The sequence below is a fragment of the Rhizorhabdus wittichii genome, assembly GCF_017607425.1.
In the GTDB taxonomy this organism is placed as follows: Bacteria; Pseudomonadota; Alphaproteobacteria; order Sphingomonadales; family Sphingomonadaceae; genus Rhizorhabdus; species Rhizorhabdus wittichii.
In genome coordinates this window covers 2,321,556-2,338,170 of sequence record NZ_CP059319.1, presented here as the reverse complement: position 1 = coordinate 2,338,170, position 16,615 = coordinate 2,321,556, and the positions used below count along the sequence as shown (strand labels likewise).

At 66.2% G+C, this 16,615-nt stretch carries 15 protein-coding genes; 5 read left to right on the top strand and 10 right to left on the bottom strand.

Annotated features, from left to right (window positions below; genetic code table 11):
• Window positions 1-48: 48 nt before the first annotated feature.
• Window positions 49-1,665 carry a hydantoinase/oxoprolinase family protein gene (locus HRJ34_RS11000; protein ID WP_208634107.1) on the bottom strand — a complete coding sequence of 539 codons (1,617 nt, stop codon included), beginning with the start codon at window positions 1,663-1,665 and terminating at the stop codon, window positions 49-51.
• Between the two features lie 338 nt (window positions 1,666-2,003).
• Here HRJ34_RS11000 and HRJ34_RS10995 point away from each other — a divergent pair, with 338 nt between their 5' ends.
• The 4 genes from HRJ34_RS10995 to HRJ34_RS10980 all read left to right on the top strand — a co-directional run bounded on the left by HRJ34_RS10995 (window position 2,004) and on the right by HRJ34_RS10980 (window position 6,019).
• Window positions 2,004-3,317, top strand: a complete 1,314-nt coding sequence (locus HRJ34_RS10995; RefSeq protein ID WP_208634106.1) for a cytosine permease — start codon at window positions 2,004-2,006, stop codon at window positions 3,315-3,317.
• Between the two features lie 73 nt (window positions 3,318-3,390).
• Window positions 3,391-4,512: a DUF917 domain-containing protein gene (locus tag HRJ34_RS10990; RefSeq protein WP_208634105.1), complete on the top strand. Its 1,122-nt coding sequence runs from the start codon at window positions 3,391-3,393 to the stop codon at window positions 4,510-4,512.
• Window positions 4,509-5,498 carry an alpha/beta hydrolase gene (locus HRJ34_RS10985; RefSeq protein WP_208634104.1) on the top strand — a complete coding sequence of 330 codons (990 nt, stop codon included), beginning with the start codon at window positions 4,509-4,511 and terminating at the stop codon, window positions 5,496-5,498. The genes HRJ34_RS10990 and HRJ34_RS10985 overlap by 4 nt, the downstream gene beginning before the upstream one ends.
• Window positions 5,495-6,019 carry an asparaginase domain-containing protein gene (locus tag HRJ34_RS10980; protein ID WP_208634103.1) on the top strand — a complete coding sequence of 175 codons (525 nt, stop codon included), beginning with the start codon at window positions 5,495-5,497 and terminating at the stop codon, window positions 6,017-6,019. Before HRJ34_RS10985 ends, HRJ34_RS10980 begins: the two co-directional genes overlap by 4 nt.
• A 55-nt stretch (window positions 6,020-6,074) precedes the next feature.
• Here the strand turns inward: HRJ34_RS10980 and HRJ34_RS10975 are convergent, their stop codons facing one another.
• The 9 genes from HRJ34_RS10975 to HRJ34_RS10935 all read right to left on the bottom strand — a co-directional run bounded on the left by HRJ34_RS10975 (window position 6,075) and on the right by HRJ34_RS10935 (window position 14,019).
• The gene (locus HRJ34_RS10975) at window positions 6,075-6,488 is read right to left on the bottom strand and encodes an SgcJ/EcaC family oxidoreductase (protein WP_011952506.1); all 414 of its coding nucleotides are present in this window, start codon (window positions 6,486-6,488) and stop codon (window positions 6,075-6,077) included.
• A gap of 80 nt (window positions 6,489-6,568) precedes the next feature.
• Window positions 6,569-7,291: a glutathione binding-like protein gene (locus tag HRJ34_RS10970; protein WP_208634102.1), complete on the bottom strand. Its 723-nt coding sequence runs from the start codon at window positions 7,289-7,291 to the stop codon at window positions 6,569-6,571.
• A gap of 34 nt (window positions 7,292-7,325) precedes the next feature.
• Window positions 7,326-8,054, bottom strand: a complete 729-nt coding sequence (gloB, locus tag HRJ34_RS10965; RefSeq protein ID WP_011952504.1) for a hydroxyacylglutathione hydrolase — start codon at window positions 8,052-8,054, stop codon at window positions 7,326-7,328.
• Window positions 8,055-8,486, bottom strand: coding sequence for a VOC family protein (locus HRJ34_RS10960; RefSeq protein WP_208634101.1), 432 nt, complete (start codon window positions 8,484-8,486; stop codon window positions 8,055-8,057).
• A gap of 150 nt (window positions 8,487-8,636) precedes the next feature.
• Complete coding sequence (locus HRJ34_RS10955) at window positions 8,637-9,407, bottom strand: SDR family NAD(P)-dependent oxidoreductase (protein ID WP_208634100.1); 771 nt, start codon at window positions 9,405-9,407, stop codon at window positions 8,637-8,639.
• Window positions 9,408-9,444: 37 nt separating this feature from the next.
• A complete protein-coding gene (ilvD, locus tag HRJ34_RS10950) occupies window positions 9,445-11,160 on the bottom strand; it encodes a dihydroxy-acid dehydratase (RefSeq protein ID WP_208634099.1) in 1,716 nt (571 codons plus the stop codon).
• Between the two features lie 75 nt (window positions 11,161-11,235).
• Window positions 11,236-12,225, bottom strand: a complete 990-nt coding sequence (locus tag HRJ34_RS10945; protein ID WP_208634098.1) for a DUF6081 family protein — start codon at window positions 12,223-12,225, stop codon at window positions 11,236-11,238.
• Window positions 12,225-13,004: an SDR family NAD(P)-dependent oxidoreductase gene (locus tag HRJ34_RS10940; protein ID WP_208634097.1), complete on the bottom strand. Its 780-nt coding sequence runs from the start codon at window positions 13,002-13,004 to the stop codon at window positions 12,225-12,227. Before HRJ34_RS10940 ends, HRJ34_RS10945 begins: the two co-directional genes overlap by 1 nt.
• Before the next feature lie 49 nt (window positions 13,005-13,053).
• The gene (locus HRJ34_RS10935) at window positions 13,054-14,019 is read right to left on the bottom strand and encodes a zinc-dependent alcohol dehydrogenase family protein (protein WP_208634096.1); all 966 of its coding nucleotides are present in this window, start codon (window positions 14,017-14,019) and stop codon (window positions 13,054-13,056) included.
• A gap of 273 nt (window positions 14,020-14,292) precedes the next feature.
• On the opposite strand from HRJ34_RS10935, the gene HRJ34_RS10930 reads away from it, so the two are divergent.
• Window positions 14,293-16,587, top strand: coding sequence for a TonB-dependent receptor (locus HRJ34_RS10930; RefSeq protein ID WP_208634095.1), 2,295 nt, complete (start codon window positions 14,293-14,295; stop codon window positions 16,585-16,587).
• The last annotated feature ends 28 nt before the right edge of the window (window positions 16,588-16,615 follow it).

The window sequence follows — 16,615 nt, the reverse complement described above, 5'->3', positions numbered from 1 at the left end:
ACGGCTCACGATCCGATCGCATCGGATCAGCCGGTCGAGGCCCTTGCTTCAGGCGACGCCCGCCGACAGCGAGGGCCGGACGTCCGTCGCCAGCCCCGCCAACGCCCCGACCGCCTTGATCCGCAGCCGCACGACATTGCCCGGCATATAGCCGATCGGGACCTCCTCGATATCGACGATCCGCACCGTGTCAGGATCGGCGCCCGATCTCACGGCCTCGGCCCGTGCCCGGTCCTTGGCGGTGGCGAGCACGGCCTGCCGTCCCTCCTCCTCATAGGAGAAATAGCCATCGACCTCGCCGCTCACCTCGGCGATCGCCGCGCCGACCGCATTGGCCACGTCGTAATTGTCCGGTCGCCGCACATCGGGGGTCCCATGCAGCGGACGGGATATCAATATGCTGCCGCCGCCCACCAGGATGACGGGCGTGTCGCGGCTGTTCGTCCGCATCCGGTCAATCGCGGTTTCCGCCTGGCGATGGATATCGGCGAGGGCCGCCTCGATGACCGCCGGGGTCAAATGCCCCACCTTCGAGGGATCGCCGATATCGGCGGTTCCCGCCGCCACCGCGATATCCGTGGCGGTCAGCACGTCGCCTCCGAAGACAAGCGCTTTCGTCGCCAGTTCGAAACCGACCGACCTCGGCCCTACCAGGGAAGCCTCTCCTTCCTCGTCCACCCGCTTCCCGCCGATGCCCGACTGCACGATGCTCCCACCGCCGATTCCAACCGAGATCAGGTCCGGCATGCGGAAATTCGTCCGTACCCCGCCGATGTCGACAGCCACCGCGGACTCGCGGGGAAATCCGCCCAGCAGGCAACCGACGTCGGTCGTCGTTCCGCCGATGTCGACGATGATCGCATCCTCGACGCCCGACAGGAAGGCGGCGCCACGCATGCTATTGGTCGGTCCCGACGCGAAGGTCAGCACAGGTCGTGCCTCGACATCGTCGGCATTCATCAGGGTGCCGTCATTCTGGCTGATGTGGAAGGGACAGACGATGCCGATCCGCCGGATCGCGTTGCGGAAGGAGCCGACGACCTTTTCGGCCAGCGTGGCGAGGCTGGCATTCATCGCGGCGGCATTTTCGCGATCGATCAGGCCGATCCGGCCAAAGGCCGAGGAGCAGGATATCCGTGCATCGGGAATCTCGCCCCGAACGATCTCCGCCGCCCGCATTTCCATGGTCGCGTTGACCGGCGCGAAGCAGCAGGAGATCGCAACCGCCGCGATGCCCTTGCGACGGAACGCCCGCGCGGTTTCCGCGATGGCCCGCTCATCGAGCGCGGCGATCTCGTTGCCGTCGAATTCGTAGCCTCCACCGACGATCGCGACGTCCCGTCCGACCGCCGCGATAAGATCCTCCGGCCAATCGTAGAGCGGCGGGACTGCGGTGGTTGCCGGCGCTCCGATCCGGATCACGCCGATCCGTGACAGGTGCCGACGCTCGATGAAGGCATTGGTGAACTGCGTGGTGCCGATCATCAGCCCGGCGACGGCCTCGACCGGAACGGCCGCCCTGGCGAGCACCTCCCCGATCGCGTGGCAGACTCCCTGCTCGACATCCGCCGTGGTCGCGGTCTTGCAACTGGCTATCAGGCGGTCGTGATGCAGCAGCACCGCGTCCGTATTGGTGCCGCCAACGTCGATGCCGATCTTGTACAAGTGATGCCTCCCTGGCGCCCGGGCGCCATGGTTCGTCCCGGGAAATGGATGGCCCCGATCCTAGGCGAAGCGCCGGCGGCGCCAACGAGCGCCGCGTGTATCCGGGGGAGGATTAAGAGTAGGACGAGGGGTAGCCGGTGGACACGCACGGCCCACCCCGGAAATCCGGCCCTTCCCGAGCTTCGCCATCGCCTCGCCCATCGGCAGGCGGCCACCCTACCTCGCATCCTACCCTATTTCCGTAGCGCCACACTCGCCGCCGTCATTGGCAAAGATGGCCGCTCGCTTATCCGATCGATAGGACAAGCTTCAGCAAGGTCGACGGGATGACAGCCAAGATGGCAGACGGCATGATCCAGAAGGAAGCCCCGGCGGGGAGCGGCGACGATCGCGACTTCGCGCTGTCCGCCGTTCCCGCTACAGCGACCACCCCTTCCTACAAGATCGGCATCGTCCTGCTCGGCGCCAACATATCGGTGCCCACATTGGTGATGGGCGGCGAACTGGGCGTGAAGGCCGGGTTCAGCACCACCGTCACCGCCTGCATCTGGGGCGGCCTGATCCTGGGGTTGCTGGCGGGGACCTGCGCCTATGTCGGCGCCCGGTCCCGCGTCACCACCTATGTCATGATCCTGCGCGCCTTCGGACGGCGCGGCGGCGAGATCATCAACCTGCTGCTGTCGGTATCGGCGATCGGATGGACCGGTGTCGTCGTCATGCTGTTCGCCGAGACGATGGTCCATATGGCCCACGACATGCCGCCCGTGGGTAGACTGTCCTTCTGGGCCGTGTCGGGCAGTATCCTGATGGCCTTCACCACCATCGTCGGCTTCCGTGCGCTGGACCTGCTGTCCAACGTGGTGCTGCCGCTCAAGATAGGGCTGCTGGCCTGGGCCGTGACCGTCGCGATCCAGACCTATGGCACGGGCTTCATCGATCCATCCTTCACGCCGGTCGCGATGGACGAGAAGACCGCGGTATCCTTCATCGTCGGTGGATGGGTGGTCGGCGCGATCGTCGCGCCGGATTTCTCGCGTTTCGCCCGAAGCCCGATCGCGGTGGGCGTCGCATGCTTCCTGGCGCTCGGAGTCGGCTATCCGCTCGTCCTGCTCGGATCGTCCGTTCCCGGAATCCTGACCGGACAGAGGGACTTGCTGATGACGATGGGCACGCTCGGCATGGGCATTGCCGCGCTGGGCATCATCCTGCTCGCGTCATGGACCGGCGGTGCGACCAACCTCTACTGCGCGTCGCTGATGCTCTCGACGGTGTTTCGGCGATTGTCGCGCAAGAGGCTGGTCTGGCTGTCCGGCGGTATCGGACTGGCCATCGGGCTCGCCGGCATCACCGACCGGATCGTGCCCTATCTCGTCTTGTTGAGCGCGATCATCCCGCCCATCGCCGGCATCTATCTGCCCCGCTTTTTCCTCGACCAGCGCGCCGGTCTCGTCCCGCTGGTCGAACGCGACTGGCATGCGGGCGCGATCGTCGCGCTGCTGCTGGGCATCGCGGCGGCCGCCATCGGGCAGATCGGCGGCGGGTTCCTTACCGGGCTGGTCGCGCTCGACTCGCTGCTGGTCAGCACGGCGAGCTATCTCATTCTGGAGGCCGCCCGCCAGCACGTCGCACGGCACACCGTCCCTGCGTCATGAGGCCGTCGCGGGCGCATCTCCGATCCGAACACTGCCGTACATTTCCGCCATTTCCCGCGCTTTGGAGCAATATATGAAGATCGACGTCAAGGATCTGGGGCCGCTGAGCCTCGGCGCGGCCATATTGGGGACGGGCGGCGGCGGCGATCCCTATATCGGTCGTCTGGCGCTCCAGCATCTGATCGAGCGGACCGGCATGCCCACCGTGATCGGGCTCGACGATCTGGACGACGATGCCTTCGTGATCACCGTCGGCATGTCCGGCTCACCGTCGGTCATGCTCGAGAAACTCGTCGATCACAGCTTCGGAGACGCGGCGCTACGCCGGTTCGAACGTCTGGTCGGGCGGCGGGCGGACGCGATCATGCCGGTCGAGATCGGCGGACTCAATTCGCTCATCCCGCTGATGACCTCATGCCTGACCCGGCTTCCGGTGATCGATGGCGACGGCATGGGACGTGCCTTCCCGACCCTGGATCGGACCAGCTTCGGCATTGCCGGCATCTCCGCCTTTCCGGTCGTGACGATCAACGAGCGCGCGGAAGTCGCGATCGTCGAGGCGAGCAGCCATGAGCGCGGCGAACGGATCGCCCGCAGCGCCCTCGTCGCCATGGGCGCGTCGGGAAGCTGCGCCTTCTATCCGATGACGGGGCGCGAAGCGAAGCAGACCGCGGTTCGCGGCACCCTGTCGCTCGCCCTGGCGCTGGGCCGCGCCGTCGAGACGGCGCGCGCCGCCAAGGCCGACCCCTTCCAGGCGATCCTCGACGTCGCCGCCGCGGCCAATCCGCCGATCGAAGGACGAATCCTGTTTTCGGGCAAGATCAACGATATCGTCCGCCAGACCGTCGGCGGCTACAATATCGGTTCGGGTACGCTCAGTTCGATCGAGGGGGATGGGGAGGCGAGCTTCTCCTTCCAGAACGAGTTCACCCATATCCGCAGCGGCGAAAGGCTGCTCGCGGTGGTGCCGGATCTGATCTCCTTCCTCGACAGCGAGACTGCTCATCCCGTCACCTGCGAGACGATCCGCTACGGCCAGCGGATCACCGTCATGGGCTTTTCCGCCGCGCCGCATTTCCGTACCCCGGATGGCCTGGCGACGACGGGGCCCGCCTCGTTCGGGCTGGCCGACGACTATGTCCCGATCGAGTTGCTCAACCCCGTCGCGGAAGGGCGTGCTACGCTTTCGGCATGAGCAGCCTTCCCCTGGTCGACCCCGAACTGGTCGGGATGCTGGATCAAGATCCGTGGCTCGATCTGAGCCCCGAGAACCTGCCGACGGCGCGTGCGCTGCTCGGGTCCATGATCGTCGAGGCCCCCACGCCGCCGATCATACCCGAGGTCGTGGAGATCGCCGGCCCGGATGGTGCGCCACCCGTGTCCCTGCGCATCTTCCGTCCGTCAGCCCCGCGTTTCGGTCCATACCCCGCCCTTTATGACGTCCATGGTGGCGGTTTCGTGATGGGCATGGCGTCGATGTCCGACATCGCCAATGCCCGGCGCGCGGCGGTGCTCGGATGCGTGGTGGTGTCGGTCGACTATCGACTGGCGCCGGAAGCCCCTTTCCCGGCATCACTGGACGATTGCGATGCCGGGCTGGCCTGGCTGAGAGAGAATGCCATCGGGCTCGGCGTCGACCCAGCCCGGATCGTCGTCGTCGGGGAAAGCGCCGGCGGCGGGCTGGCTGCCGCGCTGTCTATCCTCCTGCGCGATCGCGGCCAAGCGATGCCGGCGGGATTGTTCCTCGTCTATCCGATGCTCGATTGCCGTACGGGCACGGCCGACGAGGCCCATGCCGATCCGGCGAAGGGCGAGTTCCGCTGGAACCGGGCCTCGAACCGGTTCGGCTGGTCTGCGCTGCGCGGTGCCCAGGCCATCCCGCCCGAACGTCTCGGCCATTTCTCACCGTCGCTCGCAACCGATCTCCACGGTCTACCGCCGACCTTCATCGCCGTGGGGGCGCTCGACCTGTTTCTTGAAGAGAACAAGGCCTTTGCCGGGGTTCTGGCGAAAGCCGGCGTGCCGGTCGACCTGCATGTCTATCCGGGTGCCTTCCACGGTTTCGATCTCGTCGAGAAGGCCGATGTCGCGCGCCGCTTTCGGGCGGATGCCGACGGCGCGCTGACGCGGATGCTGCATCGATCCTCGCCCCAAGAGCTCCCACGAAAGGGAATGGCATGACCGTCCGAGAATCGATCACGATCCTCACCACCGGTGGCACGATCGACAAGACCTATTTCGATGCGCTGAGCGCCTATCAGATCGTCGACACCGCCGTAGGCCGGCTATTGAATGTGGCGCGCGTGACCCACCCGTTCGGCGTCGTCGAATTGTTGCGCAAGGACAGCCTGGAACTGTCCGAGGAAGACCGGTCGAGCCTTGCCGCCGCGGTTCGCGAGGCGCCCACCGATCGGATCATCATCACCCATGGCACCGACACCATGGCTCTGACGGCGGAACGCCTGTCGAATGTCCGGGGCAAGACGATCGTCCTTGTCGGTGCCTGGGCGCCTGCGCGCTTCGCCGAAACCGACGCGCCGTTCAACCTCGGCATGGCCTTCGCCTGCTGCCAGGTCGCCCCGCCCGGTGTCTACATCACGATGAATGGCACGGTCTTTCGTGGAGAGGACGCGATCAAAGATCGCAATGGAGGATCGTTCGTTCGTAAGGCCCAGGATGAGCTTTGCGCCAAAATGGCGTAAACAGGAATCATCGGAATGGGCGCCAGCAAAGCTGGGTGGTCGAGGGCGTGCACCCTCATTCGAGCGCGCCCCGTTCGGTCCAGGCCGCGATCTCGCCGTCGGAGATGGTGAGCGTTACCCGCCAGCGGTCGTCGGAGCGGCGCAGGATATAGATATGGTCCCATGCGGCGACCGTCTCGCCACCTTCGCCCAGCATGCGATAGGCCATGCGGGCCTCGGCGACCTGCGGGTAGAGCAGGGTGGCGGACAGGAGGTCGCCCACCGGGGTCACGACGCCCTGCTGGCGATAGAAATCGAGCAGGGTCACGCAGTGGCTGCGGAAGGCCTCCCGCTCCATCGCGAAATTGCCGTTCGGCGACGGGAACAGACCGATCGGTTCCCACAGTTCGGCGATCGCATCGGCATCGTTCTTCGCGAAGGCGTCCACATAGCTCGCGAAGAAGGCTGCGATTTCTCGTTCGAATGCCATCAATTTCCCTTTCTATCAGGCTTTGCTTGTTTCAGGCGGCGAGGGCGCGCAATGGCTCCGTCAGGACGAGGCGATGAGGATCAGGGGGCGGGCCGGGCCCGCTGGTTGAACAATATCCCGCGCCGGCGTTCCAGTTCCTCGGCCGACAGGCTGGCCGGGTCCTCGGGCGGGCCCGCCGTCACGGCAAGGCCCCGCTGTACGCCAGGGCGGGCCGAAATCTCCTCGAACCAGCGTCGGACATAGCGGAACTCGTCGAGGTCGATACCCTGCTGGCGCCAGGACATGGTGTAGGGATAGGCGGCGATGTCGGCGATCGTATAGGTGTCGCCGGCGACATAGCGGCGGTCGTAGAGCCGGTTGTTCAAGACCCCGTAAAGCCGATGCACCTCATCGTCGAAGCGCCGTCGGGCATAGCTCTGGTCGCCCGCGCTCTCCGGGACCTGCGCGAAATGGCCGCGCTCGCCGAACTTCGGCCCCTGGTTCGCCGCCTGCCAGACCACCCACTGGACGATCTCGTAGCGGGCGTGGACATCGTCCTGCGGCCAGAAGCGGCCTTCCTTTTCGGCGAGATAGAAGAGGATCGCCGCGGATTCGAAGACGCTGAGCGCCGGGCCGCCGCCGCAGGGCTCGGTATCGACGATCGCGGGCATCCGGTTGTTGGGACTGATCGCGAGGAAATCATCGGCGAACTGATCGCCCCGCCCCAGGTTCACGGGCACGATCCGGTAGGGGATGCCGAGCTCCTCGAGCAGGATCGTGACCTTGATGCCGTTGTTGGTCGGCCAGTAGTGGACATCGATCATCGCGGTCTCCCGTTGCGGTCTGCGATTGGCGAGATCAGCCGCGGAAATCATCCTTGGCGGCCCGGCGCGACGCGAACTCGGCCACGGTCGCGGCGCGCAGGAAGGGGTTGGTGTCGCGCTCGGCGGCAATGCTGGTGGGCACGGTCGGCCGCCCCGCCGCCCGCGCCGCGTCGATCGCCAGCATGCGCTCGGCGAGCTTCGCATTGTCGGGCTCGACCGTGATGGCGAAGCGCGCGTTCGCCTGGGTATATTCGTGCGCGCAATAGACCGCCGTCTCCGGCGGCAGGGCCGCCAGCCGGCGCAGGTTCGCGAACATCTGATCAGCGGTCCCTTCGAACAGGCGCCCGCAGCCGAGCGCGAACAGCGTGTCGCCGGTGAAGAGGATCGACGCGTCCGGCAGATGATAGGTCAGATGGACGGCCGTGTGTCCCGGCGTCGACAGGACATGGCCTTCGAAGCCGCCGATGCGCACCCGGTCGCCCTCGCCGACGATGCGATCGACGGCGGGGATGGGGTGCTCAGGATCGTCCGGGGCGGTGATCCGGCAGCCTGTCGCGGCCTTGATTCCAATATTCCCCGCGACATGATCGTCATGCCAGTGGGTGTTCCATATCTGCGTGATACGCCATCCGCGCATGGCCGCCGCCGAGAGGACGGGCGCGTCGACCGTCGGATCGACGACGACGGTCTCGCCGCTCGCCGCATCGTGCATCAGCCAGACATAATTGTCCGCGAGGACGGCGACGCCGACGACCTCCAGCACCTACCAGCTGCCCACATTGGGCATCGACAACCAGGGTTCCTGCGGCGGCAGCGCCTTCTTCTCGGCCTGGACGAGCTCGATCGATATGTCGTCGGGCGTCTTGACGAAAGCCATGACGCCATCGCGCGGCGGCCGGTTGATGATCACGCCGGCGTCGGACAGATAGTGACAGGTATCATATATGTTGTCGACATAGAAGCACAGATGGCCGAAATTGCGACCCTTGCCGTAATCGCCCTCGTCCCAATTGTGGGTCAGCTCGATCTGGGCGGCCTCCTCATTGCCGGGCACGGCCAGGAAATAGAGTGTGAAGCGAGCTTCCTCATTGTCATGCCGGTCGACCTGTTTGAGACCGAGGAGCTCGAAGAATCGAAGCGTCTTCTCCGGATCTGAGATCCGCAGCATCGTGTGCCAGAATTGCGTAGCAGCCATGTCGAACAAGTCCTCCGGCGTCGCGGCAGCCTTTTGCGAAGGCGAACGTGACGGCTTCGCCCGGCCTGGCCAGGCTGTACCGCTCTTCTAGCTGGAGGCGTCAGTTCAGGTCAACATATATGATATCTTTTGGAGTATATGGCGCCACTATCAGCCGTCCATGTTGAGATGGAGCCCGGCGTCGAGCATCAGCACCGCGCCGGTCATCAGCGACGCTCCGGCGACCAGCCAGTGGATGTCGGCGGCGACGTCGGCGGCATGGCCGATCCTCTTCAGCGGAGACCGGTCGCGCTGGGTCGCCGCGCGCCGTTCGAACAGGTCGGGATCGAGCCGCTGGACGAAGCCGTCGGCGACGAGCGCGGGGCAGACGGCGTTGACCCGGATCTCGGGCGCCAGCACGCGCGCGAGCGAAAGGGTCAGCGTGTTGGTCGCGCCCTTGGACGCGGCATAGGCGATCGACGATCCCGTTCCGGTGATTCCGCCATAGGAAGAAACGATCACCACGGCCCCCCTGGCGGCGCGCAGTGCAGGGGCGCAGGCGCGGGCGATCTGGAACGGACCGGCGGTGTTGACGGTCGTGCTGTGGAGGAAATCGTCGAGGGTGAGGGCGTCGAGATCGTGCTGCGGCACCATCCGGGACGCGCCGGCGCTGCTGACCAGTCCGTCGATCCGGCCGAAGCGGGCCATGGCCGCCTCGGCCATGCGCCGACAATCCTCGTCGCGGCCGACGTCGCCGCGCACCGCCAGGCCCCGCAGGCCGGCGGAGACCGCCTCCTCGACCAGCGCTTCGGCTGCTTCCGCCTCGCGTTCCATGAAATAGTTGACGACGACGCTCCAGCCCTGCGCGATGAAATGGCGCACGGTCGCCGCGCCGATCCCGGAGGCGCCGCCCGTCACCAGCACGACTCTGGCATCGGTCATGCGTCGGAGCCTTTCACGATCTGATGCCGCCGGGTCTTCACGGATCCATCTCCCATATGACGTTGCCGCTATGGGTTACGGCGCCCTTGTTGGCCGGTCCAACGATCGCCGCATATTTTTCGAGGACCCCTCCTTTCGGACGAACATGGGCGGGGCGGGGCAGGGCGCGACGCGCCTCCAACTCACCTTTTGGCAGTTCGACCTGCAAACTGACGATGCCGTCGCGCGCGTCGATGGCGATGAGATCACCGTCGCGGACCAGGCCGATCGGTCCATCACTGGCCGCTTCGGGCGAGATATAGCCGATGCACATGCCCCGGGTCGCGCCCGAGAAGCGGCCGTCCGTGATCAGGGCGACTTTCTCCCCCATGCCCTGGCCGTAGAGCAGCGCGGTGATGCCCAGCATCTCGCGCATACCGGGGCCGCCGCGCGGCCCTTCGTTGCGGATCACGATGACGTCGCCGGCCGCATAGGCCATCGCCCGCACGGCGGAGAGGCATTGCTCCTCGGACTCGAAGACGCGGGCGGGGCCGCGATGCTCGAGCTTCTTCAGGCCGGCGGTCTTCAGCAGTGCGCCGTCCGGGGCCAGATTGCCCTTGAGCACGGTCACGCCGCCGGACGGCGCGATCGGTATGCCGCAGTCGCGGACCACCGCCCCGTCCGGCGGGCAGACCTTGGCGAGGTCTTCGGCGAGCGTCCGCCCGGTGACCGTCATGCAGTCGCCATGGAGATGGCCGCCGTCGAGCAGGGCCTTCAGGATCACCGGGGTGCCGCCGATCTCGAACACGTCCTTGGCCAGGAAGCGGCCGCCGGGCTTGAGGTCGGCGATCAGCGGCGTGCGGGCGAGCACTGCGGCGACATCGTCGAGGTCGAAATCGATCCCCGCTTCGTTGGCGATCGCGGGAAGGTGCAGCGGCGCGTTGGTCGAACCGCCGGTGGCGGCGACCACGGCGCAGGCATTTTCCAGCGCCTTGCGGGTGACGATGTCGCGCGGCAGCGGCCCGCCGCCGAGCACCGCTCGCATCAGCACCTTGCCCGCCTTGCGCGCCATCGGCGCCCGGGCGGCATAGACCGCCGGGATCATCGAGGAGCCCAGCAGCGCCAGGCCGAGCGCTTCCGACACCATGCCCATGGTGTTGGCGGTATATTGGCCAGCACAGGCTCCCGCCGTCGGAAGACAGGCGCGAGCCATGTCCTCCAGTTCCTCTTGCGTCGCCTCTCCCGCCAGGACCCGGCCGATCATCTCATAGGTGTCGACGATGTTGACGTCGCGGCCGCCGAGATGGCCGGGCAGGGCTGCCCCACCATAGAGGAAGACCGAGGGGACGTTGCAGCGCACGATGCCCATCATCAGGCCGGGCATGTTCTTGTCGCAGCCGCCGACCGCGAGGACGCCATCCCATTGATGGCCCCGGACGGTCGCCTCCACGCTGTCGGCGATCAACTCGCGCGAGATCAGCGAGAAGCGCATCCCCGAATGCGCCACCGACAGCCCGTCCGACACCGACACCACCGGGCATTCATGCGCCGTGCCGCCACCCGCATAGATGCCTGTCTTGGCGTGGAGCGCCTGATCGCGCAGCGTGGTGTTGCACGGGCTCATCTCGCCGCCGGTGTGGATGACGGCGACATGGGGCTGCCGCAGATCCTCGTCGTCCTCGCCCAGGGCGTAGAGGAAGCTGCGCGTGGTCGTTCGGACCACGCCTTCGCGGATGATCTCGGATCGAAATTTTCGGGCCGTCATGCCGGACATCCCTTCCTGAAAGATATCATATATGTTGCTTCGGGTGCGGCGGGATTCCGCATCCGTGCCGCGTAAGCGGTGGGCCTAGCGATAGGAGACCGAATGCCAGCGGCTTTTCAGCTCGGCGCCCTGGCCGAACAGCCGGCTGGTCGGCCGGCTATCCCGATCGACATAGTCTTGCCGGTGCGGTTCGCCGCGCGCGGTGTCGAAGAACATCGGATAGCCGTAGAGGTCGACGAGGCCGGGGCCGCCGTCGAGCGATCCATCCAGCAGCGTGTACAGGCCGAAGCCGCATTGGAGCTGGTTGAGCCGGACCTCCTGCTCCTCGCCGCCGACGTCGATGATCATGTGGCGGCGATCGAGCCGGCGCCCGACCCGGTCGATTTCGAGGGCGAGCTTCCCGTCGACGAACCAGCGCGCGGTGTTGGAGGCGCGATCATAGGAAATGGCGAGCCGGTGCCAGTCGTCGGGCGCGCGCGCGCCGACCTGCAGGCCGAAGGAGAAGGCGGTATAATGACCGAAGCTCGCGCGGGCGAAGGGCGCGCGTTCATAGGCGGCGAAGATGCCGCGGTTCGTCAGGAAAAAGCCGAAGACGATGTTGGATTCCTGATCGAGGTTGAACATGGCGGGCGCGGCGAGCCGGATGTCGTTGAGCGGATCGCCGACCGCGTCGCCGAACGGATGGCCTTCGGTCCCATAGGTGCGGCCGCTCATCAGCGTCTCGACATGGATCGTCTTGCCGGACGGGGTGTCGAAGCCGGGTAGGCCGCCGGAGGATTGCCGATCGACCGACGCGAACCATTTGACATGATCGAGCACGCCGGGGATCTCGGCATCCGGTGGGGCCGGTGCGCGGGTCTGGGTGAAGGCCGGTTCGCCGGACTGCGGATGGATGCCCTTCGGAATGACGGTGAGGCCGTCGTCGCCGGTGGTGATGATCGCATCGGCGGGACGGAACGCCCCTGCTTCGAGCGGCTTCCATTGCGCTGCGCGCCCATCGGCGCCGATGTGGAAGCCGGTGGCGAAGTCGTCGAACCAGACCGTCTCCGTCCCGGCCTTGCTGTCCTTGTCCATCAGACGGGCACCCGGATCGAAATGCCGCCGTCGACGACGATGGTCTGCCCGGTGATATAGCTGGCCTGATCCGACGCCAGGAAGAGCATGGCGTAGGCGATGTCCTCGGGCTCGCCGAGCCGGCGGGCGGGAATGGCGGCGGCCACGGCAGCCTGCCGCTCGGGGCCGCCCATCGCCCTGGTCGCGTCGGTCAGGATGGCACCGGGCTCGACGCCGTTCACGGTGATGCGATCGGGCCCATATTCGATCGCCGCGCCCTTGATGAAGCCGTTGAGGCCGGCCTTGGACGCGCCGTAATGGACCATGGCCGCGGCGGAGAAGCGCGGGCCGCTGAGCGATGAGGTGAACAGCAGGCGCGGGGAGGGCGAGGCGCGCAGGATCGGCGCGGCCGCCTTGGTCAGCCAGAAGGCGGCCTTCAGGTTGACGTTGAGGGTATTTTCCAGATCCTCGTCGGAAATGTCGTCGACGGTGACGAAGGGGAACACCCCGGCATTGTGCACAACGATGTCGATGCGGCCGAACTGGCGGGCGGTCTCCTCGATCAGCGAGACGGCGTCGGCGCGCTGCCCGAGATCCACGATCATCAGCCGGGCGCTGCCGCCCTCCGCCTCGATCAGCCGGACCGTCTCCTCGCCCGGTCCGGCGGTGCGGGTGGCGACGACGACATGGGCACCGGCGCGCGCGAAGACGCGGGCGATCTCCCGGCCGATGCCGCGCCCGGCGCCGGTGACGATGGCGACCCGATCATCGAGGCCGAACGGCAATCTGACGTCTGTCATTGTGCGGGTTCCTGTGGGAAGGGTTGATCGATGGTCGTTGAGGGCGATGTCATGCCCCGCCATCCGGCCGGAGGATGATCTTGCCGAAGGCCTGGCCGGCGTCCAGCTTGCGATGGGCCGCGACGATGTCGGCCATGGGCATGACGCTGTCGACGACCGATGATATCCGCCCGGCCGCGATATGCTCGAACAGGATGGCCGCTTCGCGTGCGACCTCGTCGAGCGTGGCAGAGTTGAGGCTGAAGGCGTGGACGGTCGGCGATTTGTGGAAATGCTCGATCAGCTTCATGCCGAAGTCGGCGGGGGGTAAGCCGCCGACGCCGCCACAGAAGAGATAATGGGCGTTGTCGCCGAGCCGGTCGAAGAAGGCAGGAAGATCCGGCCCGATGATCGTGTCGATCATGATGTCGAACGCGGCGGGACCGTCCAGATCGCTGTCGAGCCGGTTCCAGATCGACGAGGCGCCGAGCGCGAGGAGCCGTTCGCCGCGCTCCCTCGACGAGCTGGTCGCGACCACCGTGCCGCCGCGCAGCGCCGCATATTGGACGCACATCAGGCCGATTCCGCCGCCGGCGCCGCGCACCAGAACCTGGTCGGTGTCGGTGATCGGCAATCGGGCGACCCCGACCTGCGCGACCAGCGCGTTCAGCCCGGCGGCGACCGCGTTCTCGCAGGATATGTCGTCGGGCAGCGGGATGAGTTCGTTCGCCGGCACCGTCAGGCGCTCGGCGCAGCCGCCGCCCTGCCGCAGGATCGCGAAGACCCGCCGGCCGAGCCATGATGCATCGACGCCGTTGCCGATGGCCGCGACGGTTCCGGCCACCTCATATCCCGGAACAAAGCCCGGCGATGATGCCAGATAACTTTCGCCCCGGCGCGCGGCCGTATCCATATAGCCCAGCCCGATCGTCTCGATCGCGACCAGTGCTTGGCCGGCGGCGGGCACGGGTTCCGGAGCGTCGACGATTCGCAGCGCTTCGGGCGGCCCGAACTCGCTAACGCATACCAGCTTCATATCATTCTCCGCGCGTTAATGCCGGGGCCGAGTCGATGCGCGAAACCGCATGACGGCGCTCCATGCCCGCAGCGAATATGCGCCGAAGAGCGTTTCTTAGACAAGAGATATATGACAACTTGACGATCAAAACATATATGATAACTTTCCGACCGCGCACCTCGTTTCATCGGCTGAAGCGTTCTTCCGAAACGCGCGGTCGCAGCCGGACATCCGGGCTGGGGCGGACATGACAACCGTGCCGTGGAGCGCGTCGAGAAGGGGGATATAAGAATGAAGTCCAAACGTTATCTGGTTGGCTCGTCCATGCTCAGCGTCGCGACGTTGCTCTCCGTTCAGCCGGCACTGGCCCAGACGACCGCCCCGGCGGACTCTGGTCTTAACGAGATCGTGGTGACCGCGCAGAAGCGCGAGGAGAACATCAACAAGGTCCCGATGTCGATCACCGCCGCCACCGGCGAGCAGCTTCGCAGCGTCGGCGTCGTGCAGGTCCGCGACCTGGTGAAGATCACTCCCGGCCTCACCTATGCGGACTCGGGCGTCGGCACGCCGGTCTATACGGTGCGCGGCATCGGTTTCAGCGACATCGCGCTGGCGGGTCGTCCCACGGTGACGGTCTATGCCGATCAGGCGCCCCTGCCGTTCAGCAGCGAAGCGCGCGGCGCCGCCCTCGACCTCGAGCGGGTCGAAATCCTGAAAGGGCCGCAGGGCACCCTGTTCGGCACCAATTCCACCGGCGGCGCGATCAACTTCGTCGCGGCGAAGCCGACCAACGACCTGCAGGCCGGCGCGGACTTCAGCTATGGCCGCTTCAATTCGCACCAGATCGGTGGCTTCGTGAGCGGACCGATCAGTTCCACGCTCAGCGCGCGCCTGGCGGTCCAGCATGACGGCATGGACGCCTGGCAGAAGAGCTACACCACCGACCGCAAGCTGGGCGTCCAGGATTTCTGGAACGGTCGCCTGACGCTCGACTGGGCGCCCAGCGACAGGTTGAAGACCAGCTTCACGCTGAACCGCTGGATCGACCATTCGGATACCCAGGCGCAGCAGTTCATCGCCTACCGGCCGACCACGCCGGCGCCGGTGCCGGAACTGACCGGCTATCCCGTCGCGCCCCACAATGCGCGCGCCGCCGACTTCGATACGGACAAGAGCTATCGCCGGGACAACGACTTCATCCAGGCGAACTTTCGCGTCGACTATGATGTCGCCGACGCACTGACGCTTACCTCGCTGACCTCCTACAGCCGCTACCGTGAAAATCAGCTCGCCGACCTCGACGGCACCACGGTGAACAACAGCTATTTCCAGACCATCGGCAGGCTTCGCTCGATTTCCCAGGAACTCCGCCTCTCCGGATCGATCGCGGATCGCGGGCATTTCACGATCGGCGCCAATTACGCCGACGACGACACCAGCGAGGTCAATCCGACCTTCAGCCCGGTCTCCTCGGTCTCGAACCTGTTCTCCGGCCTGTTCGGGACGCCGCTGCCGGTGACCTTCACCACCGATACGAACCAGGATTCGGTCACCAAGGCGGTCTTCGCCAATTTCGACTACGACCTGACCGATGCGATCAACGTCTATGCCGGCGGGCGCTACACCGATTTCCGTACCAAGTTCACCGGCTGCGCGGGCGACAGCGGCGACGGTGTCGCGGCCACGATCTTCAGCGTCCTCAACGGTTCCCCCGTCCTGCCGGGCCAGTGTTTCACGGTCACCGAGGCCGGGACGGCGGGCGTGGTCCGGTCGACCCTGAAGCAGGACAATTTCTCCTGGCGCGCCGGTGTCCAGTGGACCCTGGCCCCGCGCGTCCTGGTCTACGCCAATGTCAGCAAGGGCTATAAGGCCGGCAGCTTCCCGATCGTCCCGGCGAACAGCTATCTCTCGTTCAATCCGGTCACGCAGGAATCGGTGCTGGCCTATGAGGCCGGCTTCAAGGCCGGCCTGTTCAACCGCGCCCTGCAACTCAACGGTGCCCTCTTCCATTATGACTACAAGAACAAGCAGGTGCTGGGCAGCGTCGTGCTGCCGGGCGTCGGCAACGTCCTGCGGCTGCTGAACATCCCCAAGTCGCGCGTCAACGGCGCGGAGCTGGAGATCACCGCGGCTCCGGTGACGGGGCTCAAGGTCTCGGCGGCGGGCACTTATATCAGTTCGAAGGTGACCAGCTCCTTCGTGAACGTCGATCCGTTCGGCACGCCTGGCGACTTCAAGGGGCAAGCCTTCCCCAACACGCCGAAATGGCAGTTCACCGGCGACAGCGAATATAAGTGGCCGGTGAGCGAGCGGCTCAACGCCTTCCTCGGCGGCAATGTCAGCTATCAGAGCGAGACGTACAGCCAGTTTGGCGAACTGGCCCTGTTCAAGACCAAGGCCTATGCGCGGCTCGACCTGCGCGCCGGCATCGAGGCCGAGGACGGGAAATGGCGCGCCTCGATCTGGGGGCGCAATGTCACCAACACCTATTACTACTCGGCAGCCACTTATGTGCAGGATGCCGTCGTTCGCTACATGGGGCAGCCGGTGACATACGGAGTAACGCTGGCGTTTCGATATCGGTGATCCGCTTCCCGGACCTCGGCGCCTGTCC